Raw genomic sequence first — 23280 nt, 5'->3', positions numbered from 1 at the left:
TCAAACTTAAATTACTAAAATGATAGAGCAACAAATGAATGTAGATGTAAGAGCAATCAATGAAAAGATTGAAAGAGAAAGTGCCTTTATTGACATTTTAACCTTAGAAATGAACAAGGTTATTGTCGGTCAAAAAGACATGGTAGAAAGGTTGTTAATTGGCTTGTTAGGAAACGGACATATTCTTCTTGAAGGTGTTCCGGGTTTGGCAAAAACATTAGCAATTAACACATTATCTAAAGCGGTTCAAGCTTCTTTTAGCAGGGTTCAGTTTACGCCAGATTTATTACCTGCGGATGTTGTTGGAACGATGATTTACAACATGAAAGAGAACGATTTCATGATTAAAAAAGGACCAATTTTCGCAAACTTTGTATTGGCGGATGAGATTAACAGAGCGCCAGCAAAAGTGCAATCTGCTTTGTTAGAAGCCATGCAAGAGCGTCAAATTACAATTGGTGATGAAACCTTTAAGTTAGACGAACCTTTTTTAGTAATGGCAACACAAAATCCGGTAGAACAAGAAGGAACGTATCCTTTACCAGAAGCACAAGTTGACCGTTTTATGTTAAAAGTGGTAATTGATTATCCAAAAATTTCGGATGAGCAAACCATTATGCGTCAGAATTTAAACAACGATTTTATTACTGTAAATCCTGTAGTTTCTGTAGCGCAAATTTTAAAAGCTCGTGAGGTTGTTAATGAAGTTTATATGGATGAAAAAATTGAAAAATACATTCTAGATATCATTTTTGCAACACGTTATCCAGATAAATATAACTTACCTAACTTAAATGCTTTGATCAGCTTTGGAGCTTCTCCTCGTGGAAGCATCAACTTGGCAAAAGCAGCAAAATGTTATGCTTTTATCAAACGTAGAGGTTATGTAATACCAGAAGATGTTAGAGCTGTTGTGCATGATGTTTTGCGTCACAGAATCGGAATTACTTACGAAGCTGAAGCAGAAAACATCACTTCAGAAGATATTATAAACAGCATCATTAATGAAGTTGAAGTACCATAGACAATTATCATTGTTCAATTAACAATTATCAAAAGTTTGAATTGATGATTGTTAACTGGTTATTGTTGACTGATTATTGATAATTGTTCCCTGAGAATTGAAAAATGGATACAAAAGAAATACTTAAAAAAGTACGAAAAATAGAGATTAAGACACGTCGGTTGTCTGATCATATTTTTGGTGGCGAATATCATTCGACTTTCAAAGGTCGTGGTATGACGTTTTCTGAAGTACGTCAATATCAATATGGCGATGATATTAGAGCTATCGACTGGAATGTTACTGCGCGTTACAACGAACCTTATGTGAAAGTTTTTGAAGAAGAACGAGAATTAACCATGGTTTTAATGGTAGATATTTCTGGTTCTGAATTCTTTGGAACAAATCAACAATTTAAAAGAGACACCGCAACCGAAATTGCAGCAACATTGGCTTTTTCTGCAATTCTAAACAATGACAAAGTGGGGCTGATTTTATTTTCTGATCAAGTAGAATTATACATTCCGCCAAAAAAAGGAAAAAGTCATGTGTTAAGAATTATCAGAGAATTGATTGAGTTTAAACCAAAAAGTAAAAAAACGAACATCAATGAAGCGTTGAAATTTTTATCAAACGTGCTAAAAAAGAAAGCAATTATTTTTCTGTTGTCTGATTTTATGGATGATAATTATGAACAAACTTTAAAAATTGCAGGAAGAAAACACGATGTTACAGGTATCAAAATTTTTGACAAGCACGATGCTGAAATTCCGAATTTAGGAATGGTACCCATGCAAGATGCAGAAACTGGAAAAACACAATTGATAAATACAAGTTCTAAAAATATTAGAAGAAATTACAAAGCAAATGCGTTGCGGTTACACGATTATTATACAAAAACGTTTAGCAAATCTGGCGCAGGAACAATTACAACTCGTGTGGATGAAGATTATGTGAAAAAATTATTAGGCTATTTCAAACACAAAGGATAAACAATAAAAAAATGTCTCCACGAGCAGAATTGAGAGGTTATTTAGGTCTCGACTCCGCTCGACCAGACAAAACGAAAATGAAACAAAAATTATTCTACATATTATTATTATTTTCAGTTGCAACATTTGCACAAAGCATCCCTGTTGTTAAAGCAGAAATTGACACGACTAGTATTAGAATTGGCGAGCAATTTGAGTTTAAAATAACGGTGAACGACACTGCAAATGTGATCATTCCTAAACTTGAAAACCTAACTGGTTTAGAAATTATAGAAGATAAAAAAATTGATACGTTAAAAAATCAATTGATCAAAAAATACATTTTAACAAGTTTTGATAGCGGCGCTTATTACATTCCGCAACAACAAATATTTATCCGTCAGAAATTATTTTTAACTGATTCTTTGTTGATAAATGTTGCAACAGTTGCCATAGATACCACAAAACAAAAAATGTTTCCAATAAAATCGATTCAAAAAGAACCGTATCAGTTTGATGATTTTAAACCGTATGTATGGTATGTTTTAATTGCATTCATTATTCTTGGATTGATTTTATATTTCGTTCTAAGAAAGAAAAAAGAAGTTGTTGAAGAAGAAATAATTCCTGCTTTACCACCATATGATGAAGCGATTCAGAAATTACATGAATTGGATGAGAAATTATTGTGGCAAAACAATCAGGTTAAAGAATATTACAGTGAACTAACAGAAATTGTAAGAGGGTTTATTGAGCGAGAACTAAAAGTGCCAGCCTTAGAATCTACCACAGACGAGTTGATAGAAATCTTAACCGATTTTAATGATTCGAAATCAATTTCTACCACAAAAGAGAACATTAAGAAATTAAGAGATTTGTTAAGAGAAGCAGATTTGGTAAAGTTTGCAAAATCGAAACCAATGTCTGAACAAATTGAAGCACATAGAAAAGAAGCTGAAGAAGTTGTGAATGAATTAAAACCAGAAGCAATAAAAATTCCTGAAACTAAAACTGAAGATGATGAACTGGAGTAATTTTGAGTTTCATAGTCCAGAGTTTTTCTGGTTGTTTGCACTAATTCCGTTTGTGATTCTTTGGCGTGTTTTGGTTCGTAAAAGAAGTTCGGCAACATTAACAATTCCGAGTGTAAAAGGTTTTAAAGCAGAGCAATCAATCATAAGTAAATTAAAACCAGTGCTATTTATAGTAAGAATAAGTGCATTGTGTCTTTTAATTTTAGCATTGGCAAGACCAAGAAATGTTGCTGTAAGTAAAAAAACAAAAACAAACAGAGGAATTGATATTGTAATGGCAATTGACGTTTCTGCAAGTATGCTGGCAAGAGATTTAAAACCAAACAGATTAGAGGCTTTAAAAGTAGTTGCTACTGATTTTGTGAATCAAAGACCAAATGATAGAATCGGAATTGTTTTATACGCTGGAGAAAGTTTTACGCAAACTCCAATTACAAGTGATAAAGGAATTGTAAAAAGAACCATTTCAGAAATTAAATGGGGACAATTAGAAGGCGGAACAGCAATTGGAATGGGATTAGGTTCTGCCGTAAACAGATTGAAAGAAAGTAAAGCAAAAAGTAAAGTCATAATTTTATTGACAGACGGAGTAAATAATTCTGGATTTATCGACCCAAAAACAGCTACAGAATTAGCAAAAGAACTGTCTATAAAAGTATATACCATTGGAATTGGAACAAACGGAATGGCAGATTTCCCTGCTTTTAAAGATCCAAGAACTGGTCAATTGCAGTTCAGAAAACAGCAAGTAGAAATTGATGAAGAACTGCTAAAACACATTGCAAACGAAACGGAAGGAAAATATTTTAGAGCAACAGACAACACAGAGTTAAAAGCAATTTACGACGAGATTAACAAGTTAGAAAAAACAAAAATAGAAGAATTTAAATACTATAATTATCAAGAATTATACAGAAGTTTAGTGCTTCTAGCATTAGGGTTATTCGTTTTAGAATTTTTATTAAAAAACACACTATTTAAAAGTTTTATATAATCGTGTTAAAATTGAAAAATTAAAACATTGAATGATTTAAAACACAAATTGAAATACAATTATTTTTTTAAATCATTCAATCATTAAATCTTTGAATTACAAAAAATGTATCAAATAGAAGAACCAATATATTTTTATTATTTAGCAATTATTCCGGCAATAATTGTAATATTTCTATTGGCTTTGTGGTGGAAAAAAAGAACTCAGAAAAAATTTACAGATTCTGTTTTATTAGAAAAATTAGCTCCAAATACATCTACTTTTAAATCTGTTTTAAAATTGGTGTTTTTAGTAATTGGGTTAAGTTTTTTAATTATTTCTTTGGTAAATCCTAAAATGGGAACCAAATTAAAAACAGTAAAACGAGAAGGTGTCGATGTTGTTTTTGCGTTGGATGTTTCTAAAAGTATGTTGGCAGAAGATATTGCGCCAAACAGATTAGAGAAAGCAAAACAAATTATTTCTAAAATTATTGATAAATTAGGAAGCGATAGAGTTGGTATTATTATTTATGCAGGAAATTCGTATCCGCTTTTGCCAATAACAACAGATCATGCGGCTGCAAAAATGTTTTTACAAAATGCAAATCCAGATATGGTTTCTAGTCAAGGAACAGCCATCAACGAAGCATTGAATTTGGCGAAAACCTATTATAATAATGATGAACAAACCAATCGTTTTTTAATTATTATTTCTGACGGAGAAGATCATCAAGAAGACACAAAGCAGGTTGCCCAAAACATGTCTAAAGAAGGCATAAAAGTATATACTATTGGTGTTGGAACAGAAAAAGGTGGGCCAATTCCGATGAAAGTTAGCGGTTCTTTAATTGGTTATAAAAAATACAAAGGAGAAACCGTAATTACTAAAAGAATGCCAGAAATGTTAGAAGCAATTGCAAATGCAGCTAGCGGAAGATATATGGATGGAAACAAAACCGAAAAACCAGTTGATTTTATTGAAGAACTAATTGCAAATGCACAAAAAAACGAATTTGAAACCAAACAATTTTCTGATTATAAAGACCAATTTCAATGGTTTATCGGACTCGGAATTTTCTTTATATTCATTGATGTTTTCTTTTTAGACAAGAAAACAAAATGGGTTAAAAAAATCGATTTATTTAACGAGCATTAAACACAAAATTATGAAAGTACATTATTCATTTTTACTATTTCTGATGTTTTTTACATCACTTTTAACCGCTCAAGAAGTTAAAGATTCTATCTCATTACAAAGAGAAGCAAGAAGTTTGTTAAGAGAAGGAAACGAATTATATCAGCAAGAAAAATATACAGATGCAAGTGTGTTGTTTAAAAAAGCATTAGAAAAAAACTCGACTTATAAAAAGGCAAGTTATAATTTAGGGAACGCTTTGTATCAACAAAAAAACTTTAAAGAAGCGGTTCCGCAATACGAAGTTTCTGCAAAAAGTGCTGAAGATAAATATACAAAAGCTGAGTCTTTTCATAATCTTGGAAATGCTGCAATGGAGCAAAAACAATATCAACAAGCGGTAGATGCTTATAAAAATGCATTGAGAAACAACCCGAATGATGACGAAACTCGTTATAATTTAGCCGTTGCTAAAGAATTGTTGAAAAAAGAAAACGAGAAAAATAAAGATAAAAAAGACGACAAGAAGGACGATAAGAAAAAGGATAACAAAGACAAAAAAGACAATAAAGATAAAAAAGGCGACAAAGATAAAAACGACGATAAAGGAGATCAAAAGAAAGACGATAAGAAGGACGACAAAAAGAACGATAAAAAAGACGGAGATAAAGACAAGGATCAAAAAGAAAAGAAAAATCCAAACGATCAAAAAAATAATCCGCAAAATCCTAAGCCAAAAAAAGGAAATATGACGCCTCAACAGATTAAACAATTGTTAGAAAGTTTAAACAACGAGGAAAAGAAAACCCAAAAGAAAATGAATGTTAAAAAATCTAAAGGAACTAAAGTTAAGCAAGAAAAAGATTGGTAATTTCTGTTTTAATTTTTTCTAAAAGATATTATTTTTGACGATCAAAAAATGAAGAATAAACATATTTACATATTTCTATTTTTGAGTTGTATAGCTCAATCTATTTTTGCTCAAGCAGCCTTTAAAACTACTGTGAGCAAAAGTAAATTAGGCGTTAATGAACGCTTTAGAATTGTATTTTCTATTAACAAACAAGGAGCTGATAATTTTTCGCCGCCAAGTTTTAAAGATTTTAAAGTTGTTGCAGGTCCAAGTCAATCTGTAAATCAATCTTGGATAAACGGGGATGTAAGTTTTTCGCAATCATACACCTATGTTATTGAACCAAAAGCTGTTGGAACGTTTTCAATTTCTGGAGCAACAATTCAATTAAACGGAAAAACACTGACGTCAAATTCAGTGAAAATGAATATCCTAAAAGCAGTAGATGTTCCTCCAAATCCAAACGACCCAAATTATATTGCGCAACAAAACGTGCATTTAGTTGCAGAAGTTTCTAAAACGCAACCTTATGTTGGCGAAGGAATTTATGTAGAATATAAATTATATGTAAGCGAAAATATTAGTGTTAAAGATTTTTCTGTAACCGATACTCCACAATATATTGGCTTTTGGAATCAAGATATAACAATTAATAATTTACAGATTAAAAGCGGAATTTATAACGGAGAAAACTACCGATATGTAGTGCTAAAAAAAGCATTATTGATTCCTACTAAATCTGGCAAATTATTGATTGAACCTATGAAAATGGACATCTTAATTGGTGTGCCAACTGGAAGAGGAGATTTCTTTGGAAATCCGATTACTAGAAATATTACCAAAGTATTTTCATCAGCAAAAAGAGAAATTAACGTAAAACAATTGCCGTTAGAAAATAAACCTGAAAACTTTAATGGTGCTGTCGGTGAATTTGACTTTGCAGTTACTTCTAGTAAAAATGATTTAAAAGCAAATGAATCTTCACAAATAAAAGTTGCTGTAACCGGAAAAGGAAATTTAAAATTATTTGAACTTCCAGAAATTGAAACTCCAAAAGAGTTAGAAATTTATACACCAGAACACAAAGAAGCTATTAAAACCACGTTAAGCGGAATTCAAGGTTCTGTGTACAATTTATACACCGTTGTACCGCAATTTAAAGGAAAGTATAAAATCCCGAAAGTATCGTTTTCATATTTTAATCCGTCAGAAAAAAAATACAAGACCCTTACAACAGAAGATTTGTTTGTAAATGTTTTAGAAGGAAAAGAAATTGTTACCACAACAACTACTATTGCTAAAAAAGATGTTGCCGTAACTGGAGCAAATTTTAGATATATTCAAACTAAAAGTAATTTTGAACCGTCACAAAAAGAAGATTTCTTTAAATCAACTTGGTTTTATTTGTTGCTTTTACTGCCATTAATTGCAATTCCAATTGGAATTATGGTTTACACCCTTTTATCAAAAAGAAATAGTGATCTTGTTGGAGTAAAACAGCGAAAAGCAGATAGACTGGCAAGAAAATATTTATCGGTTGCAAAAAAACAATTAGGGAATAAAGAAAAGTTTTATGTCGCTTTAGAAAAAGCGTTGCACAATTATTTAAAAGCAAAACTACAAATAGAAACTTCTGATATAAGCAGAGATAATATTATCGAAATTCTAAATTCTAAGCATATTGATGATGCTACAATTAATGGATTTATTGATGTATTAAATAATTGTGATATTGCTCGTTACACTCCAATTACTGTTGTAATGATGAATGATGATTTTGAAAAATCGATAAAAGTAATAACCGCATTAGACAAACAATTATAAACAGATGAAAAAACTATTTTTCTTTTTATGCATACTGTCTTCAACAATTTTTGTTGCGCAAACAAATACAAAAATATTGTTTGATAATGCAAACCTTTTATACAAAGAGGGCAAGTTTGAAGAAGCAATAAAAATCTACAAAGAAATAGAAGCAAAAGATTCGATTTCTTCTACTTTGTATTATAATTTAGGGAATTCTTATTACAAATTAAATAAGGTTGCCAGTACAATTTACAATTACGAAAAAGCATTGTTATTGGATCCTTTGAATAAAGATGCTGCAAACAATTTAGAGTTTGCAAAAAGAATGACAATTGACAATATTGAAGAACTTCCTAAAACATTTTTACAACGATTAGAGATTAATTATTTACAAAAATTATCTTACAATCAGTGGGCAATATTAACAATTGTGTTTTCGTTTTTAGCTGCTGTATTATTTTTGCTTTTTTACTTTTCTACCATTTCTAATAAAAAAAGAATTTACTTTTTAACCAGTATTTTATCTTTTTTCTTACTGATTATTTCGCTGTTTACAACCTATCATCAATATCAAAAAGCAATCAATACTAAATACGCAATTGTGTTTTCAGCTAAAACACCTGTTAATAATGCTCCTACATTAAATTCTGATGTTGTTTTTGAATTACATGAAGGCACAAAAATTAGTGTTTTAGATGCTGTAGACAATTGGAAGAAGATACAATTAGTAGATGGAAAAATTGGATGGATTTCTGCCGATGATATTAAAATGTTAACAGATTAATAACACTCATTTTTTTTTAAAAACATATCTTTGCAAGAACTATAAAATTATCAACAATAAAAATGAACAAAAACAAAATAGCTGTTTTTTTTTCAATCGTATTTCTAACATTTATTATCGCTCCAACCATAATATCTGTTATTGATAGCTCTGTTGATATTTCATTTATTTACTCAAATTCTGAAGAAGAACCTGGAACTCAAAAAGGAGAAAAAGAAAAAGTAGTTTTATCTCCGATAAAAATCAATGAATTTCTTTTTTCTTCAATTAAAAGAGTTAGTGCTTTATCGCACATTAACAAAAACTACACGAAACCGTATTTAAACATGGTTTTTCCACCTCCAGAAATTGTTTAATTTCAAATTAAACTTATTCTCTATTTTTCAAGAGAATAAAATTCAATTATAATTTTTTTATCAATAACCTCAAACAATTATAAGAGGTTAAAATACATATAATATGTTCAAAAATATTAGAGGTGACCTTTTTGGTGGTATTACTGCTGGAATTGTTGCATTACCCTTAGCGTTAGCATTTGGAGTTAGTTCTGGGCTTGGTCCAAGCGCAGGGTTATACGGAGCTATCTTTTTATCTTTTTTTGCTGCTTTCTTTGGCGGAACAAACACACAAATTTCTGGACCAACAGCACCAATGACAGCTGTAAGTATGGTTGTTATAGCTGGAATTATTGCAGCAAATGATGGTGATCTTTCTAAAGCTTTACCTGCAATTTTAACTGTCTTTTTATTAGCCGGGTTAATGCAAATTGGTTTAGGTGTATTAGGAATTGGAAAATACATTCGATACATTCCATACCCTGTAGTTTCTGGGTTTATGACAGCCATTGGAGTAATTATATTAATAACTCAAATTTTACCTTCTTTAGGATATTATCCTAAAGAGGATGTAAATTTTGTAAATCAATTTAAACCACAGGCAGAAGAAATCATTTTAGAAAACATCTTAAAAAAAGAAGCAGGAGAAGGTATTTTAGTTTTAGAAGATTTTAAAGAAACTATTAAACGCGCTGGACAAATTACTCAAAGTGATATTCTTAAAGAATCTCAAACCCTAGCTTCGAAGGAAGCTTCTGGAGTTTTAGGAGCAATCAAAGTGCTACCAAATGCTTTAAAAAATAGTAATTTACTCGAAGTACTTCTGGCTTTAGGAACTATAATAATAATCTATGGTTTTAAACGAATAACGACCAAAGTACCAAGCACTTTAGTAGCGTTGCTCGTAATGTCTGGAATTGCAGTTGGTTTTGGATTAGATTATCGAGCAATAGAAACAATTCCTGGTGGTTTTCCAATTCCGAATTTATCAATCTTTACTGGATTTAGTATTGGAAGTATTACGCCTTATCTCTTTACTGCTTTAACATTAGCGCTATTGGGAGCAATTGATTCACTTTTAACAAGTGTCGTTGCAGACAATATGACAAAAACCAAACACAAGCCAAATAAAGAATTAATTGGACAGGGAATTGGTAATAGTATTGGAGCTATTTTTGGAGGTTTACCTGGAGCAGGTGCAACAATAAGAACAGTGGTAAACATTAATTCTGGTGGAAAAACAAAATTATCAGGTATGGTTGCTGGTGTTATGTTGTTAATTATTTTATTAGGCTTAGGGCCAATCGCTTCTAAAATTCCGGCAGCAGTTTTAGCAGGAATCTTAATAACTGTTGGTATTGGAGTAATGGACTACAAAGGATTAAAAGCGATTCCTAGTTTGCCAAGAGATATGAAGATTGGACCTTTTAAATTAAGTTCGGAAGTACTAATAATGCTAGTTGTATTATTATTGTCTACATTTTGGAACTTGGTATATGCAGTAGGAATTGGATTGATAATTGCCTCGCTAATGTTTATGAAAAAAATTGGAGATTTGGCTGCAGAACGCTCTGATGTAAAATCATTGAAAAAAGAAAAAAACTGGGCAGATGAAACTGACTTTCCTGAAGAATTAAAACAGTCTGTTTTTATCAAACATATAAAAGGTCCGTTATTTTTTGGAACAACAAGTGATTTTCATAGCTTAGCACAACAAATTCCAAATAATGCAACAACAGTTGTAATTCGTTTGGGAAGAATGCAGTATATGGATCAATCTGGATTGTATGCCATGGAAGATGTGCTTCAGGAGTTAAGTAATAAAGATATTCAAGTTTTATTTGTAAACTTGCTGCAGCAGCCAAAATACATGATGGAAAGAATTGGGATTATTCCTGAATTAATAACAAAAGAACACATTTTTAAGTCTTTTTCAGACTGTACAAACTGGATTAAAGAACAACAATTAAAAAAATAAATTATGCCACATAGAAATAAAGCAATTACAAAAGAACAACAAGATCAATTAACACCAATGAAGGTGTTACAAGATTTTATAGAAGGAAATGCTCGTTTTATTAGAGATGAAGTTCATACAATTGACCACAAGGCGTTAATTTCTCAAACTACTGATGGCCAACACCCAAAAGCAATTGTGCTTTCCTGTATAGATTCGAGAGTTCCTGTAGAGCTAATCTTTGACCAAACAATTGGAGATGTTTTTGTAGCTAGAGTTGCAGGTAATTTTGAAAACACTGATATTTTAGGAAGTATGGAATACTCTTGTAAAGTAGCAGGAAGTAAATTGGTTTTTGTTTTAGGACATGAAAGTTGTGGTGCAGTTAAAGCTGCCTGCGACCATGTTGAACTTGGTAATATTACATCATTACTAGAAAATATAAAACCAGCTGTAAAATTATCTGAAACACAAATTAAAGGGAAATATAATTCTTCCAACAATGAGTTTGTAAATAAAACAATTGAAAATAACGTTAGCTTAACTATTCAAAGAATTAGAGAAAAAAGTCCAATTCTAAATGAAATGGAAGAAAACGGAGAGATTAAAATTGTTGGTGGAGTTTATCACATTAGTAGCGGAAAGGTTACCATGTTATAAACACAATTATTATATAAAAATAAAAAAGGTTTGCAATTGCAAGCCTTTTTTATTTTACTTCTTTAATTATATTATCAATAGCATCTTCTTCAACGCCAACTTCTGTTACAATTGTTGGAAAAATAGTCGGCGCAATACTTTTTACTGGTTTGTACAAAATAGATTCTTCGACAGTTTTTTTATCAACTAACCTAATGGTAGCGTTTACATTATCAAAAAAAATAAAAACAATACTTAATAGTAACCCTATTTTTACCAAACCAAAAATGCCGCCAAAAATTTTATTGACAATCCCTAAAGCTGCTAAATCTGCTAACTTTGTCAAAAATTTCCCTAATAAACTCACAGCGATTACAATCAAAATAAAAGTAATAGCAAACGCAGCTAAAGAAATTTGTTTATTTGACCATGAAACACTTTCTTTTAAGAAATCTCCTATAAAATAAGAGAAATGAATAGACCCCCAGACACCACCTACCAAAGCTACCAAGGACGCAACTTCAACAAAAAACCCTTTCATTAATCCTCTTGCAAATCCAAATACTAAGAATACGGCAATTACAATATCAAAAACATTCATGCAGCTTTATATTTTTTATCTGCGCTAACTTACTAAAAAAGAACCAAAATATTATAGATAGTGTGTATCTTTGTTCTTTACCTATAATTTTATGAAAGAAATTACCTCTTTAAAAGAAAAATGGAACTTATTAGTTGATAATTTATCAACGCAATTTGCAGATGGAGATACATTAAATATTGATGCCATTATTTATTTAATTGGAGTTCAAGAATTAGGACAGGGGCAAAGAAAATTTAAGAAAGACGAAAAGGTTAACTTAATGCATATTGCTATTTGCAAGTTGCTAGAACCTTATGGATATTACGAGTTTGAATTTTATGATGATGATGGCTGGCCACATTACAAGGCAAAAACAGAATTACCAAATTTAAAACCTGGAGAACAATCTGTACTGATGAAAGAAGCCATCGTTTCTTATTTTGAAGCCTTAGATTTTATTAAGTAACAGCTAGTTTTCGAATCATAACCGATAATAATTTTGGAAAAAAGCGTTTTACATAAACTGCTAGTTTTTCTTTAAATCCGGCAATATAAACTTCTTCTTTTTTGGTATATATTGCTTTTGCCATCTTTTTTGCAAATCGATTTGGTGCTATTCCGTTTTGTGTTGCTACATCCATTTTATTTTGTGCAGATCCATCGCCAGTTAAAGCATTTATAGAAACATTGGTGTTTACAAAACCCGGACAAACTAACGTAACAGTAATATTATTTTTGTGGTTTTCGGCTCGTAAACTATCAAAAAACCCATGCAACGCATGTTTAGAAGCTGCATAACTTGAACGTAAAGGGGTTCCTATTTTACCAACAATACTTGTCGTTACAACAAATTGTCCGTTTTTATTTTCAATAAAATGAGGCAATACTGCTTTTGTTAACGCAACAGTTCCTAAATAATTGATGTCCATAATTCGTTTATCAACTGCAATTGAAGTTTCGCTTGCTAATGATCGCTGACTAATTCCGCCATTATTAACCAAAATATCTATTCTTCCAAACCAGTTTATTGCTTCAGAAACTTTTGTTTCTATACTCGCATATTTCTCTAAATCTAACGGTAAAATTTTAACTGTTTCTGAGTTTTCACATTCTTGTTTTACAGCCAATAGTTTTTCTTTGTTTCTTGCTGATAAAATGAGTTTTGCATCTAATTTAGAGAGCTGTATTGCTAATGCTTTCCCGATTCCAGATGATGCTCCTGTAATCCAAACAACTTTATTTGTGAAATTCATGTTAATAATTTTAAAGCAATGTAATTATTTTAAGTTATAAATAGTAATTTTGGAACGTTTCTTGAAATTTCTCAAGAAATTAAATCACATTTAATGAAAAAAATATTTTTACTACTCGCTCTCGTTTCATTTAGTTTACATGCTCAATTTAAAATTAGTGGAGAAATGAATCCGTCTGGAGAATATACTTGGGTTATTTTATATAAAATTGAGGGCGCAAGACAAGTATTTATAAAAAGTGAAAAAGTTGCAAAAGGAAAATTTTCTTTTAAATTACCAGCAAATGCAAAAACTGGAGCATATAGAGTAAATTACAAAACTGAAGGAAGCGGCTTTGCAGATTTCTTATTTAATAAAGAAGATGTTGCTTTTACTTTTGATCCAGAAAAGGCAGAAGAAACCATTCGTTTTTCTAAATCTACCGAGAATAAATTATATCAAGAATACATCAATACTGTTTCTACACAACAATATAAAACCGATTCTTTACAAATAGCATATTTAAAAAATCCGCAAGAAAAAACAGCTAGTTTATATAAAACTCAATTGGCAAAAATAGCAGCTTTACAAAAGCAATATTTGGCAAAATCTAAAGGTAAAATGGTGTATCATTTTATCAAAGCTACCAACAGATATAATAATCCGGTTATAGCAAAAGATCCTCAAATGTATTTAAAATCAATTAATGATCACTTTTTTGACACAATTGATTTTGGCAATCAAGCACTTTATAATTCTACTTTTTTAGTTGATAGAATTACAGATTATGTTTTTTATATGAACTATTCTGACGACCCAACAAAGCAAAGAACATTACATGATACCGCGGTAAAAAAAGTTTTATCAAGAACAAAGAATCAAACATTTAAAAAAGATATTATTGAGTTTTTAATAACACAATTTGTAAATGCAAATAATATTGAATTTGCAGATTATGTATTAGATTCTTACTATAAAAAACTCCCCAAAAGTCTTCAAAGCACTGAATTTACAGTTAATTATTTAGAAAGAACAGCTGTAGGAATTGGAAGAATTGCACCAGAAATTACTTGGAATACAAATGGTAAAAACTATAAACTATCTACCATTAACGAAGCAAACAATTATGTGTTGGTTTTTTGGAGTACTGGTTGTGGGCATTGTTTAAGAGAAGTTCCGCAATTATATGAATTTACAAAAGATGTTAAAAACTCAAAAGTAATTGCTTTTGGAATGGAAATCAACGATAGCGATTGGAAAAAACACACCCAAAAATATACGAATTGGCATCATGTTTTAGGCTTAAAAAAGTGGGAAAATACAATTGCAAGAAAGTATCAAATCTATGCTACACCAACTTATATAGTGTTAGATAAAAACAAGAAAATTATTGCAAAACCAGAAACTCTAGAAGAACTTAAACAAATTATTAAGTATATAGAATAAGGTTTTAAAAATGTAAAAAAGCGTCTTTTAAATGCTCTATTTGAAAGGCGTTTTTTTGTTTTACAATTGCAATAATATCAAAGCGAACTTCTACATCTAAATCGTTTTCTACCACAAAATTATCCATCGCTGAAACTAGTAATTTTATTTTTTTAGGGTTGATAAAATCTTGTGGATTTCCAAAATCAGAAGTAGAGCGTGTCTTTACTTCTACTGCAGCTAAAATGTCTTCTTTTTGAACAATAATATCTACTTCAGCTTTTAAAAATCGATAATTACGAGCAATAATTTTGTAGTTGTGTTGCACTAAATAATCAACCGCTAATTGTTCTCCTTTTTTACCAAGTATATTATGCTCTGCCATTTTTTATTCATCAAAAACAACAGTAGAAATTCCTTCTTTGGTAACATTCATTTCTACAGTTCTTCCAAAAATTAACGCTCTATTATCTGGTTCGTGTCCAGCAGGAAAATGAAACAATACAGGAAAATCATAATCAGCAACAACATCTAAAATTAATTGTTCCATAGAACTTCCCCATTTTAAAGAGTTTGTTTTTATCTTAGAAATATCTCCAACAATAATTCCTTTGCAATTGTCAAAAAAACCAGCACGTTTTAAACTTTGTAACATTCTATCCATACTGTATTTATACTCGCCAACTTCTTCTATAAATAAAATTTTACCATCAGCATTCATTTCGCTTTCTGATCCTAACATCGACGCTAATAATGAAAGATTTCCGCCAATCAATTCTCCTTTTCCAATTCCTTCTACATTCTCTTTAACAGAAACCAAACTGTAGCTTAATTGCTCTCCAAAAATTGATTTTTTAAACGACTTTAGCGTTTCTACAATCTTTTCTGCATCATCGCCTAAACTTGTTCCCATCATTGCATGAATCGTTTCGTAACCCAAAACATTTAAATGAGAATGCAAAGCAGTAATATCAGAATAACCGATTACCCACTTTGGACTTTCTATAAACTTTGTATAATCTAATCTGTCTAAAATTCGAACTGTTCCGTAACCTCCTCTACCAGCCCAAATTGCTTTTATATTTGGATTGTCCATTGCTGTTTGAAAGTCTTCTGCTCTATTTTCATCAGTTGCAGAAAAATGACCTGCGGTATCAAACAAATGTGTTCCGTACACAACATGTAAGCCCCAACTTTCTGCCAATTCTTTTGCTTTGTCGATAACGTCTTTTCGGTCTGTTAAAATTCCAGCCGGAGCAACAATTGCAATGGTATCACCTTTTTGTAAATACGGAGGTGTAATTAAATTAGTGTTTGTATTTTCTTGTGCTTGTGTTTGATTGTTCGTAATAACTAACGAGAATAATACAATCAATAACAGTTTTGTTGCTTTCATAAAAAAAATGATTTTTGTAAATGTATCTATTTTTGATGGCTTAAAAAAATGAGTTTTCGTTGCTTTTCCGTACTTTTGCATTTCGAAAATCTGTCCAAAACAGGTTTTTAAACAAAATCAATAAGATAGAAATGAATACTCCAAAAAGATATACAATTACTGCTGCTTTACCTTACACAAACGGACCTGTACATATTGGTCATTTGGCTGGTGTTTATGTTCCTGCAGATATTTACGCACGTTATTTACGTTTAAAAGGCGAAGATGTTGTTTTTGTTTGTGGATCTGATGAACACGGAGTACCAATTACTATCAAAGCAAAAAATGAAGGAATAACTCCACAACAAGTAGTTGATAAATACCACGAAATTATAAAAACTTCTTTTGCCGATTTCGGAATTTCTTTTGATAATTACTCAAGAACCTCGGCGGAGATTCATCATAAAACGGCTTCAGGTTTTTTCACCAAATTGTATAATGATGGAGAATTTATTGAAGAAGTAACAGAGCAATTGTACGATGCAGAAGCAAATCAATATTTAGCAGACAGGTTTGTAGTTGGAACGTGTCCAAAATGTGGCAATGAAGAAAGTTATGGCGATCAATGTGAAAGCTGTGGAACAAGTCATAATGCTACCGATTTAATCAATCCAAAATCTTCAATTACAGGAAATGTACCATCTTTAAAAGAGACTAAACACTGGTTTTTACCGTTGGATAAACACGAAGCATTTTTAAAAGAATGGATTTTAGTAGAGCATAAAAAAGATTGGAAACCAAATGTATTAGGACAAGTTAAATCTTGGATTGATGATGGTTTACGACCAAGAGCAGTAACTAGAGATTTAGATTGGGGAATTCCTGTTCCGATTGAAGGAGCAGAAGGAAAAGTATTGTATGTTTGGTTTGATGCTCCGATTGGTTACATTTCTGCAACCAAAGAATGGGCAGAAAAAAACAATGCAAATTGGGAAGATTATTGGAAAAAAGAGGACACTAAATTGGTGCATTTTATCGGGAAAGACAACATCGTTTTTCACTGTATTATTTTTCCTGCGATGTTAAAAGCTCATGGTGATTATATTTTACCTGAAAATGTTCCTGCAAACGAGTTTTTAAATTTAGAAGGAAACAAATTATCGACTTCTAAAAATTGGGCGGTTTGGCTGCACGAATATCTAATCGACTTTCCAGAAAAACAAGATGTATTGCGGTATGCACTAACTGCAACTGCTCCAGAAACGAAAGACAACGATTTTACTTGGAAAGATTTTCAAGCAAGAAACAACAACGAATTGGTTGCCATTTTTGGTAATTTCATCAATCGTGTAGTTGTTTTATCGAATAAATATTACAACGGACAAGTGCCAACCGCAGGAGAATTTTCTGAAGTTGATGAAGAAACGTTGGCTACTTTAAAAGAATTTCCGAATGTGATTTCTAGATCCATTGAACGTTATCGTTTTAGAGAAGCATCACAAGAATTGATGAATTTAGCACGTTTAGGAAACAAATATTTGGCTGATGAAGAACCTTGGAAAGTAATCAAAGTTGATGAAGAACGTGTAAAAACAATTATGAATGTTGCCTTGCAAATTGCAGCCGGTTTAGCCGTTTTATCAGAACCTTTTTTACCATTTACTTCAACAAAATTAAAAGGAATTTTAAATATTGATGAAACATTAACTTGGAATAATGTTTCAGAAAACGATGTATTGCTAAACGCCAATCATCAAATCAATAAAGCAGAGCTGTTATTTGCGAAAATTGAAGACGAAGAAATTACAGCACAATTAAACAAATTACAAGCTACAAAAACAGCAAACGAAAACGCTAAAAAAACAGTAGAACCTCAAAAGGAAATCATCGAATTTGATGATTTTACCAAATTAGATATTCGTGTTGGAACCATCTTAGAAGCAACAAAAGTCCCGAAAACAAAAAAATTATTGCAACTAAAAGTAGATGTTGGCATCGATGTAAGAACCATCGTTTCTGGAATTGCAGAAAGTTTTAATCCAGAAGATATTATTGGACAACAAGTTACTGTTTTGTGCAATTTAGCACCAAGAACATTGCGTGGAGTTGAAAGTCAAGGAATGATTTTAATGACGGATACACCAGACGGAAAATTGGCTTTTGTAGAACCAGCTGAGAAAATTAAAAATGGTGGACAAGTAAGTTAACGGCTTAAAGTTGTAGCTTTTTCTCGTATAATTTCTCCGATTGTTTTATTTTTAATTTTACTTTCTAACCAAGAGAGAATATCTAAATACAAGAAAGCTCTTTTTTCGTAAGGATGGTTTTCAAACTTCTGTAAACGCGCATAAATTTTCTTAAATTCCTTTTTAATTTGATGCGGATATACATCACTTAAAGCTTTTATCGAAACAATAAATTCTTTTTGAACTGCTTGTAGGTTTTGCATTTTCAACAAGAACTTGTACGTGTCTTTAAACTGTCTTTCTAAATGATAATCCATGCCACACTCGTAATGAGCAATCAAATTCAACACTCTTGCAAAACACTGTAAATCTTCTGCTGCTTGTAGGTTTTTAGAATCTATAATCTTTGTTAAATAAGTGATGCTTTTTCTGTTTTCTCCCATTCCAAAATACAAACAAGCAATTTTATAATATAAAATCACAATATGATGATCGTCTAATCTGGTTGCGTATTTTTTAATCTTTTGCTCAATTTCTTTGACCAAATATTCTCCTTCGCTAAAAGTGCCTTCTAAGAAATGTAAATGCAATTGATTGGCTGTAAAATATTGAAAAATTAACAGTTCTGTATTGCTATTTATCGGTATTTGCTCTTGCTTAATTTCTTCTTTAAAATAATTGAGTTCTTCTTTAAATTTCGAATAGTGTTTTAGAAAAAAAAGCGATTCTAATAAGTAGTTTTTCCCTTTTAAATAAAACACTGGATGTTGAGAAATTGTTTTTGTATTTTCTTTAAATAATTGCATCCATTTATGTGCATATTTATAGCACATTAAAAAATCTTGCAGCAAAAAACTTTTCCAAACATAGGCTTTATACAACCACAATTTTTCTCTAAACCCGAGTGTATTCATATCAAATTCTGGCACACGAGCATTAAAATACGAAATCACTTTTTCAATCTCTTCGTCGTTTCTTGCTGGTCCTGATTTTAATAAAATACTATATAATTGCAAAGACAAATTAGACAATTTACTTGTAATTACATTTTGCTTACTCAACTCTTTAGCTTGTTCAGAAAGTTCATCGGCTCTTGTGCTTATACTTCTTGTAATGTATTGTGTTTCAATAACTTTTTCGAGTTCAACAATTTCATAAGCACTGTTTTTTTCCTCGTTTTCAATCGCCATTGATTTGGCTTTTTCCAACAATTTTAAACTCTGTTTGTACAAACCTTTTTGATATAAAACAGTAGCAAAATCTAATTGCTCTCTTATCTGAATTCTGATATTTTGATGCGAAGGATTTAAGCGTAAACTAATTAAGATTTGACGATACAAATGTGCTTTTAAATTTGATAATTGCTGCTTGGTTACAATTCCGCTTTCTAAAATTTGCTGCTCATCGTAGTTTTTTAATTTTTCAAAAAACTTGAATAATGAGAAAAATTTAGCATCAGTATTTCCGCCTAATCGACCTACATATAAATTGAATTGTCTTTTTTCTGATTTAGACAAGGATTTAATCAATACAAATAATGCATCGTTCTGATTATTGACCAACGTAGATGATTTACCCATAACATTCTGTTTGTCAGAATTTTATTAATTAAATAATACATTTAAACATCGTAAAGAAAGAATAAGAATCTCCTTACTTAGAAAACCCAATATATAAATTTGAATTAGATAAAAAAACTATTAGTAATCATGCAAGATCATAAAGTCCAAATTTTTGATACTACGCTTCGAGATGGCGAACAGGTTCCGGGTTGTAAATTAGATACAAATCAAAAATTGGTAATTGCCGAACGTTTGGATGTGTTAGGCGTAAATGTTATCGAAGCCGGTTTTCCAGTTTCTAGCCCGGGTGATTTTACATCTGTTTCAGAAATTGCTAAAATTGTAAAAAATGCAACAGTTTGCGGACTAACAAGAGCTGTAAAAAATGATATTAAAGTTGCTGCTGAGGCTTTAAAACACGCTAAGTTTCCACGAATTCACACAGGGATTGGAACAAGTGATTCTCATATTAAGTTCAAATTTAATGCTACTAGAGAAAAAGTAATTGAGCGAGCAATTGATGCTGTTTCTTATGCAAAGTCTTTTGTAAATGATGTAGAGTTTTACGCAGAAGATGCTGGAAGAACTGACAATGTTTTTTTAGCGAAAGTTTGTGAAGAAGCAATTAAAGCTGGTGCAACAGTTTTAAATATTCCTGATACAACTGGTTATTGTTTGCCTGAAGAATACGGAGCAAAAATGAAATATTTACGCGAACATGTAAAAGGAATCGAAAATGTAATTCTTTCGTGTCATTGTCATAACGATTTAGGAATGGCAACCGCAAACTCAATTGCTGGCGTAATTAATGGCGCTCGTCAAATAGAATGTACCATAAACGGAATTGGAGAACGCGCAGGAAATACTGCTTTAGAAGAAGTTGTAATGGTATTGAAACAACATCCATATCTAAATTTAGAAACCGATATCAACACCAAATTATTATACGACACAAGTTTACTAGTTCGAGAAAGTATGGGAATGCCTGTACAACCAAACAAAGCAATTGTTGGTGCAAATGCATTTGCGCATAGCTCTGGAATTCATCAAGACGGCGTTATCAAAAATAGAGAAACCTACGAAATTATGAATCCTGAAGATGTTGGAGTAACCGAAAGTGCCATTGTTTTAACTGCAAGAAGCGGAAGAGCTGCATTGGCTTACAGAGCCAAAAAAGTAGGGTATGAATTGACTAAAATTCAATTGGATAAAGCCTACAATTTCTTTTTACAAGTTGCAGACAGACAGAAAGAAATTCATGATAACGACATCCATTTAATCATGAAAAATGTGGATACATTTTCTAAAATCGCAATTGCCTAATGGGAAAAACATTATTTGACAAAGTTTGGGATGCACACGTTATAGATACCATTGAAAATGGTCCACAAATTTTATACATCGACAAACACTTAATTCATGAAGTTACGAGTCCGCAAGCTTTTAACGAATTAGAACAACGCGGAATTCCAATTGCAAGACCCGATAAAATTGTGGCGACGGCAGATCATAATACACCTACCGAAAATCAACATTTGCCAATTAAAGATGCTCTTTCAAGAAAACAACTAGAGCAATTGTCTGAAAATTGTAAAAAGAATAATATTCCGTTGTATGATTTAGGTCATAAAAACAACGGGATTGTACATGTTATTGCTCCCGAATTAGGAATTACGCAACCAGGAATGACAATGGTTTGTGGTGATTCTCACACTTCAACTCATGGCGCTTTTGGAACCATTGCATTCGGAATTGGAACCAGTCAAGTTGCACAAGTTTTTGCGAGTCAGTGTTTGTTATTAGAAAAGCCAAAAAGTTTGCGAGTAAACGTAAACGGAAAACTAAAAAAGGGTGTTTTACCAAAAGATGTGATTCTTTACATCATTGCAAAACTCGGAACGAATTCTGGAACAGGATATTTCTGTGAATATGCAGGAAATGTCTTTGAAGAAATGACGATGGAAGGACGGATGACGGTTTGTAATATGAGCATAGAAATGGGAGCAAGAGGCGGAATGATTGCTCCTGATAAAACTACTTTTGAATATGTAAAAGGAAAAGAATTTGCTCCGAAAGGAGATGAATTTGATAAAAAAGTAGCCTATTGGAAAACATTGCCAACCGATGAAACTGCTGTTTTTGATCAAGAGTATTGGTTGGATGCTGCTGATATTGAGCCGATGATTACCTACGGAACAAACCCTGGAATGGGCATAAAAATCACAGAAAATATTCCGAGTTTTAATGATGCTTCATTTGAAAAATCATTAGAATATATGAACTTTAAAAAAGGAGAATCTTTACTCAATAAAAAAATAAACTATGTCTTTATTGGAAGTTGTACAAACTCTAGAATTGAAGATTTTAGAATTGCAGCAAACTATGTAAAAGGCAAACAAAAAGCAGCAAATGTGAATGTTTGGTTAGTTCCAGGATCGCAAAGAGTTGCAAAACAAATTGCAGAAGAAGGTTTACAAACAATTTTTGAACAGGCTGGTTTTTCCCTAAGACAACCAGGTTGTTCAGCTTGTTTGGCAATGAATGATGATAAAATACCGGAAGGAGAATATTGTGTTTCTACATCCAACAGAAATTTTGAAGGTAGACAAGGGCAAGGTTCTAGAACAATTTTGGCAAGTCCCTTAGTTGCTGCAGCAACTGCTGTTGAGGGAAAAATTATTGACATAACAAAACAATTTGAAAACATATTATAAATTAAAAAGATACTCGCTTTCGCGAGCATAAAATGGAAAAATTTATACAATTAACATCAAGAGCAATTCCGTTAGCCACAGAAAATATTGACACCGATCAAATAATTCCTGCTCGTTTTTTAAAAGCAACCGACAAGTTAGGTTTTGGCGATAATCTATTTAAAGATTGGCGTTATCATAAAGACGGAAGTGTCAATGAAGAGTTTCCGTTAAATGACACAACATACAGTGGAAGCATTTTAGTTGCAGGGAATAACTTTGGATGTGGCTCTAGTAGAGAACACGCAGCTTGGGCTTTAGTTGGCTACGGATTTAAAGTAATTGTTAGTAGTTTTTTTGCTGATATTTTTAAAGGAAATGCACTAAATAACGGACTGCTTCCTATACAAGTTTCGGAAGATTTTTTAAAGAAACTAATCGTTCATTTACAAGAAAATGCGACATCAGAAGTAACCGTTCATTTAGAAAAGCAATTTTTAGAATCAGAGATAGGAACTGCTACTTTTGAAATTGATGCTTATAAAAAAACCTGCATGATTCATGGATATGATGATATTGATTATTTAATCAGCAAAAAAGATAAAATAACTGCATTTGAAAATCAAATGTTATAAAGCAGTTCCGATTGCGTTAGCGATTGAAGTGGCATCCTTTTAATGTCAGTTCGAGTTCGCAAAGCGAGTATCGAGAACAAATTAAAAGATAGAACGA

The 23280-nt window shown here is 31.5% G+C and carries 22 protein-coding genes; 17 read left to right on the top strand and 5 right to left on the bottom strand.

Annotated elements, in window-relative coordinates; all coding sequences use genetic code 11:
• Positions 1 to 34: 34 nt before the first annotated feature.
• From ACEWL1_RS04325 to ACEWL1_RS04275, 11 genes are all read left to right on the top strand, one after another.
• Positions 35 to 1024 carry an AAA family ATPase gene (locus ACEWL1_RS04325; protein WP_409232263.1) on the top strand — a complete coding sequence of 330 codons (990 nt, stop codon included), beginning with the start codon at positions 35 to 37 and terminating at the stop codon, positions 1022 to 1024.
• Between the two features lie 104 nt (positions 1025 to 1128).
• Positions 1129 to 1995, top strand: a complete 867-nt coding sequence (locus tag ACEWL1_RS04320) for a DUF58 domain-containing protein (RefSeq protein ID WP_409232051.1) — start codon at positions 1129 to 1131, stop codon at positions 1993 to 1995.
• Between the two features lie 77 nt (positions 1996 to 2072).
• On the top strand, positions 2073 to 3008 hold the full coding sequence (locus tag ACEWL1_RS04315; RefSeq protein WP_409232262.1) for a hypothetical protein: 936 nt from the start codon (positions 2073 to 2075) through the stop codon (positions 3006 to 3008).
• Positions 2995 to 4002: a vWA domain-containing protein gene (locus ACEWL1_RS04310; protein WP_409232050.1), complete on the top strand. Its 1008-nt coding sequence runs from the start codon at positions 2995 to 2997 to the stop codon at positions 4000 to 4002. The genes ACEWL1_RS04315 and ACEWL1_RS04310 overlap by 14 nt, the downstream gene beginning before the upstream one ends.
• 105 nt (positions 4003 to 4107) lie before the next feature.
• On the top strand, positions 4108 to 5139 hold the full coding sequence (locus ACEWL1_RS04305) for a VWA domain-containing protein (protein WP_409232049.1): 1032 nt from the start codon (positions 4108 to 4110) through the stop codon (positions 5137 to 5139).
• 10 nt (positions 5140 to 5149) lie between these two features.
• Entirely contained in the window at positions 5150 to 5989 is an 840-nt protein-coding gene (locus ACEWL1_RS04300; protein WP_409232048.1) for a tetratricopeptide repeat protein, read from the top strand.
• 81 nt (positions 5990 to 6070) lie between these two features.
• Entirely contained in the window at positions 6071 to 7795 is a 1725-nt protein-coding gene (locus ACEWL1_RS04295) for a BatD family protein (protein ID WP_409232047.1), read from the top strand.
• A 4-nt stretch (positions 7796 to 7799) separates the two neighbouring features.
• The gene (locus ACEWL1_RS04290; protein ID WP_409232046.1) at positions 7800 to 8561 is read left to right on the top strand and encodes a tetratricopeptide repeat protein; all 762 of its coding nucleotides are present in this window, start codon (positions 7800 to 7802) and stop codon (positions 8559 to 8561) included.
• 62 nt (positions 8562 to 8623) lie between these two features.
• Positions 8624 to 8917, top strand: coding sequence for a hypothetical protein (locus ACEWL1_RS04285; protein WP_409232045.1), 294 nt, complete (start codon positions 8624 to 8626; stop codon positions 8915 to 8917).
• 103 nt (positions 8918 to 9020) lie between these two features.
• Positions 9021 to 10874: a SulP family inorganic anion transporter gene (locus ACEWL1_RS04280; RefSeq protein ID WP_409232044.1), complete on the top strand. Its 1854-nt coding sequence runs from the start codon at positions 9021 to 9023 to the stop codon at positions 10872 to 10874.
• A gap of 3 nt (positions 10875 to 10877) precedes the next feature.
• A complete protein-coding gene (locus ACEWL1_RS04275; protein WP_409232043.1) occupies positions 10878 to 11513 on the top strand; it encodes a carbonic anhydrase family protein in 636 nt (211 codons plus the stop codon).
• Between the two features lie 49 nt (positions 11514 to 11562).
• Here the strand turns inward: ACEWL1_RS04275 and ACEWL1_RS04270 are convergent, their stop codons facing one another.
• Positions 11563 to 12093 (bottom strand): CvpA family protein, encoded by a 531-nt coding sequence (locus ACEWL1_RS04270; protein ID WP_409232042.1) that lies wholly within the window; start codon positions 12091 to 12093, stop codon positions 11563 to 11565.
• 91 nt (positions 12094 to 12184) lie between these two features.
• Here ACEWL1_RS04270 and ACEWL1_RS04265 point away from each other — a divergent pair, with 91 nt between their 5' ends.
• Positions 12185 to 12541: a hypothetical protein gene (locus tag ACEWL1_RS04265; protein WP_409232041.1), complete on the top strand. Its 357-nt coding sequence runs from the start codon at positions 12185 to 12187 to the stop codon at positions 12539 to 12541.
• On the opposite strand, the gene ACEWL1_RS04260 is transcribed toward ACEWL1_RS04265, so the two are convergent.
• On the bottom strand, positions 12534 to 13328 hold the full coding sequence (locus ACEWL1_RS04260; protein WP_409232040.1) for an SDR family oxidoreductase: 795 nt from the start codon (positions 13326 to 13328) through the stop codon (positions 12534 to 12536). The genes ACEWL1_RS04265 and ACEWL1_RS04260 overlap by 8 nt on opposite strands.
• 93 nt (positions 13329 to 13421) lie before the next feature.
• Between ACEWL1_RS04260 and ACEWL1_RS04255 the strand changes: the two genes are divergently transcribed.
• Positions 13422 to 14753 (top strand): thioredoxin-like domain-containing protein, encoded by a 1332-nt coding sequence (locus ACEWL1_RS04255; RefSeq protein ID WP_409232039.1) that lies wholly within the window; start codon positions 13422 to 13424, stop codon positions 14751 to 14753.
• A 4-nt stretch (positions 14754 to 14757) separates the two neighbouring features.
• Here the strand turns inward: ACEWL1_RS04255 and ACEWL1_RS04250 are convergent, their stop codons facing one another.
• Entirely contained in the window at positions 14758 to 15117 is a 360-nt protein-coding gene (locus ACEWL1_RS04250; protein ID WP_409232038.1) for a YraN family protein, read from the bottom strand.
• Between the two features lie 3 nt (positions 15118 to 15120).
• Complete coding sequence (locus tag ACEWL1_RS04245; protein ID WP_409232037.1) at positions 15121 to 16128, bottom strand: S66 peptidase family protein; 1008 nt, start codon at positions 16126 to 16128, stop codon at positions 15121 to 15123.
• 131 nt (positions 16129 to 16259) lie between these two features.
• On the opposite strand from ACEWL1_RS04245, the gene metG reads away from it, so the two are divergent.
• On the top strand, positions 16260 to 18314 hold the full coding sequence (gene metG / locus ACEWL1_RS04240; protein WP_409232036.1) for a methionine--tRNA ligase: 2055 nt from the start codon (positions 16260 to 16262) through the stop codon (positions 18312 to 18314).
• Here metG and ACEWL1_RS04235 read toward each other — a convergent pair.
• Positions 18311 to 19873 carry a hypothetical protein gene (locus ACEWL1_RS04235; RefSeq protein WP_409232035.1) on the bottom strand — a complete coding sequence of 521 codons (1563 nt, stop codon included), beginning with the start codon at positions 19871 to 19873 and terminating at the stop codon, positions 18311 to 18313. The genes metG and ACEWL1_RS04235 overlap by 4 nt on opposite strands.
• Positions 19874 to 20002: 129 nt before the next feature.
• On the opposite strand from ACEWL1_RS04235, the gene ACEWL1_RS04230 reads away from it, so the two are divergent.
• The 3 genes from ACEWL1_RS04230 to leuD are packed head-to-tail and all read left to right on the top strand — an operon-like array spanning position 20003 to position 23183.
• On the top strand, positions 20003 to 21178 hold the full coding sequence (locus ACEWL1_RS04230; RefSeq protein ID WP_409232034.1) for a 2-isopropylmalate synthase: 1176 nt from the start codon (positions 20003 to 20005) through the stop codon (positions 21176 to 21178).
• Positions 21178 to 22569 carry a 3-isopropylmalate dehydratase large subunit gene (gene leuC / locus ACEWL1_RS04225; RefSeq protein WP_409232033.1) on the top strand — a complete coding sequence of 464 codons (1392 nt, stop codon included), beginning with the start codon at positions 21178 to 21180 and terminating at the stop codon, positions 22567 to 22569. The genes ACEWL1_RS04230 and leuC overlap by 1 nt, the downstream gene beginning before the upstream one ends.
• A 32-nt stretch (positions 22570 to 22601) precedes the next feature.
• Positions 22602 to 23183: a 3-isopropylmalate dehydratase small subunit gene (gene leuD / locus ACEWL1_RS04220; protein ID WP_409232032.1), complete on the top strand. Its 582-nt coding sequence runs from the start codon at positions 22602 to 22604 to the stop codon at positions 23181 to 23183.
• Positions 23184 to 23280: the final 97 nt, after the last annotated feature.

It is taken from the genome of Polaribacter gochangensis, from assembly GCF_046224025.1.
GTDB lineage: Bacteria > Bacteroidota > Bacteroidia > Flavobacteriales > Flavobacteriaceae > Polaribacter > Polaribacter gochangensis.
Note: the sequence above shows the minus strand (reverse complement) of the source record. Positions and strands in the feature narration are given on the sequence as shown.

Bases quoted from the DNA above. Each gene is read 5' to 3' on its own strand.
- ACEWL1_RS04325 (WP_409232263.1), top strand. From the start codon at position 35: ATGAATGTAGATGTAAGAGCAATCAATGAAAAGATTGAAAGAGAAAGT.
- ACEWL1_RS04320 (WP_409232051.1), top strand. From the start codon at position 1,129: ATGGATACAAAAGAAATACTTAAAAAAGTACGAAAAATAGAGATTAAG.
- ACEWL1_RS04315 (WP_409232262.1), top strand. From the start codon at position 2,073: ATGAAACAAAAATTATTCTACATATTATTATTATTTTCAGTTGCAACA.
- ACEWL1_RS04310 (WP_409232050.1), top strand. From the start codon at position 2,995: ATGAACTGGAGTAATTTTGAGTTTCATAGTCCAGAGTTTTTCTGGTTG.
- ACEWL1_RS04305 (WP_409232049.1), top strand. From the start codon at position 4,108: ATGTATCAAATAGAAGAACCAATATATTTTTATTATTTAGCAATTATT.
- ACEWL1_RS04300 (WP_409232048.1), top strand. From the start codon at position 5,150: ATGAAAGTACATTATTCATTTTTACTATTTCTGATGTTTTTTACATCA.
- ACEWL1_RS04290 (WP_409232046.1), top strand. From the start codon at position 7,800: ATGAAAAAACTATTTTTCTTTTTATGCATACTGTCTTCAACAATTTTT.
- ACEWL1_RS04285 (WP_409232045.1), top strand. From the start codon at position 8,624: ATGAACAAAAACAAAATAGCTGTTTTTTTTTCAATCGTATTTCTAACA.
- ACEWL1_RS04280 (WP_409232044.1), top strand. From the start codon at position 9,021: ATGTTCAAAAATATTAGAGGTGACCTTTTTGGTGGTATTACTGCTGGA.
- ACEWL1_RS04275 (WP_409232043.1), top strand. From the start codon at position 10,878: ATGCCACATAGAAATAAAGCAATTACAAAAGAACAACAAGATCAATTA.
- ACEWL1_RS04270 (WP_409232042.1), bottom strand. From the start codon at position 12,093: ATGAATGTTTTTGATATTGTAATTGCCGTATTCTTAGTATTTGGATTT.
- ACEWL1_RS04265 (WP_409232041.1), top strand. From the start codon at position 12,185: ATGAAAGAAATTACCTCTTTAAAAGAAAAATGGAACTTATTAGTTGAT.
- ACEWL1_RS04260 (WP_409232040.1), bottom strand. From the start codon at position 13,328: ATGAATTTCACAAATAAAGTTGTTTGGATTACAGGAGCATCATCTGGA.
- ACEWL1_RS04255 (WP_409232039.1), top strand. From the start codon at position 13,422: ATGAAAAAAATATTTTTACTACTCGCTCTCGTTTCATTTAGTTTACAT.
- ACEWL1_RS04250 (WP_409232038.1), bottom strand. From the start codon at position 15,117: ATGGCAGAGCATAATATACTTGGTAAAAAAGGAGAACAATTAGCGGTT.
- ACEWL1_RS04245 (WP_409232037.1), bottom strand. From the start codon at position 16,128: ATGAAAGCAACAAAACTGTTATTGATTGTATTATTCTCGTTAGTTATT.
- metG (WP_409232036.1), top strand. From the start codon at position 16,260: ATGAATACTCCAAAAAGATATACAATTACTGCTGCTTTACCTTACACA.
- ACEWL1_RS04235 (WP_409232035.1), bottom strand. From the start codon at position 19,873: ATGGGTAAATCATCTACGTTGGTCAATAATCAGAACGATGCATTATTT.
- ACEWL1_RS04230 (WP_409232034.1), top strand. From the start codon at position 20,003: ATGCAAGATCATAAAGTCCAAATTTTTGATACTACGCTTCGAGATGGC.
- leuC (WP_409232033.1), top strand. From the start codon at position 21,178: ATGGGAAAAACATTATTTGACAAAGTTTGGGATGCACACGTTATAGAT.
- leuD (WP_409232032.1), top strand. From the start codon at position 22,602: ATGGAAAAATTTATACAATTAACATCAAGAGCAATTCCGTTAGCCACA.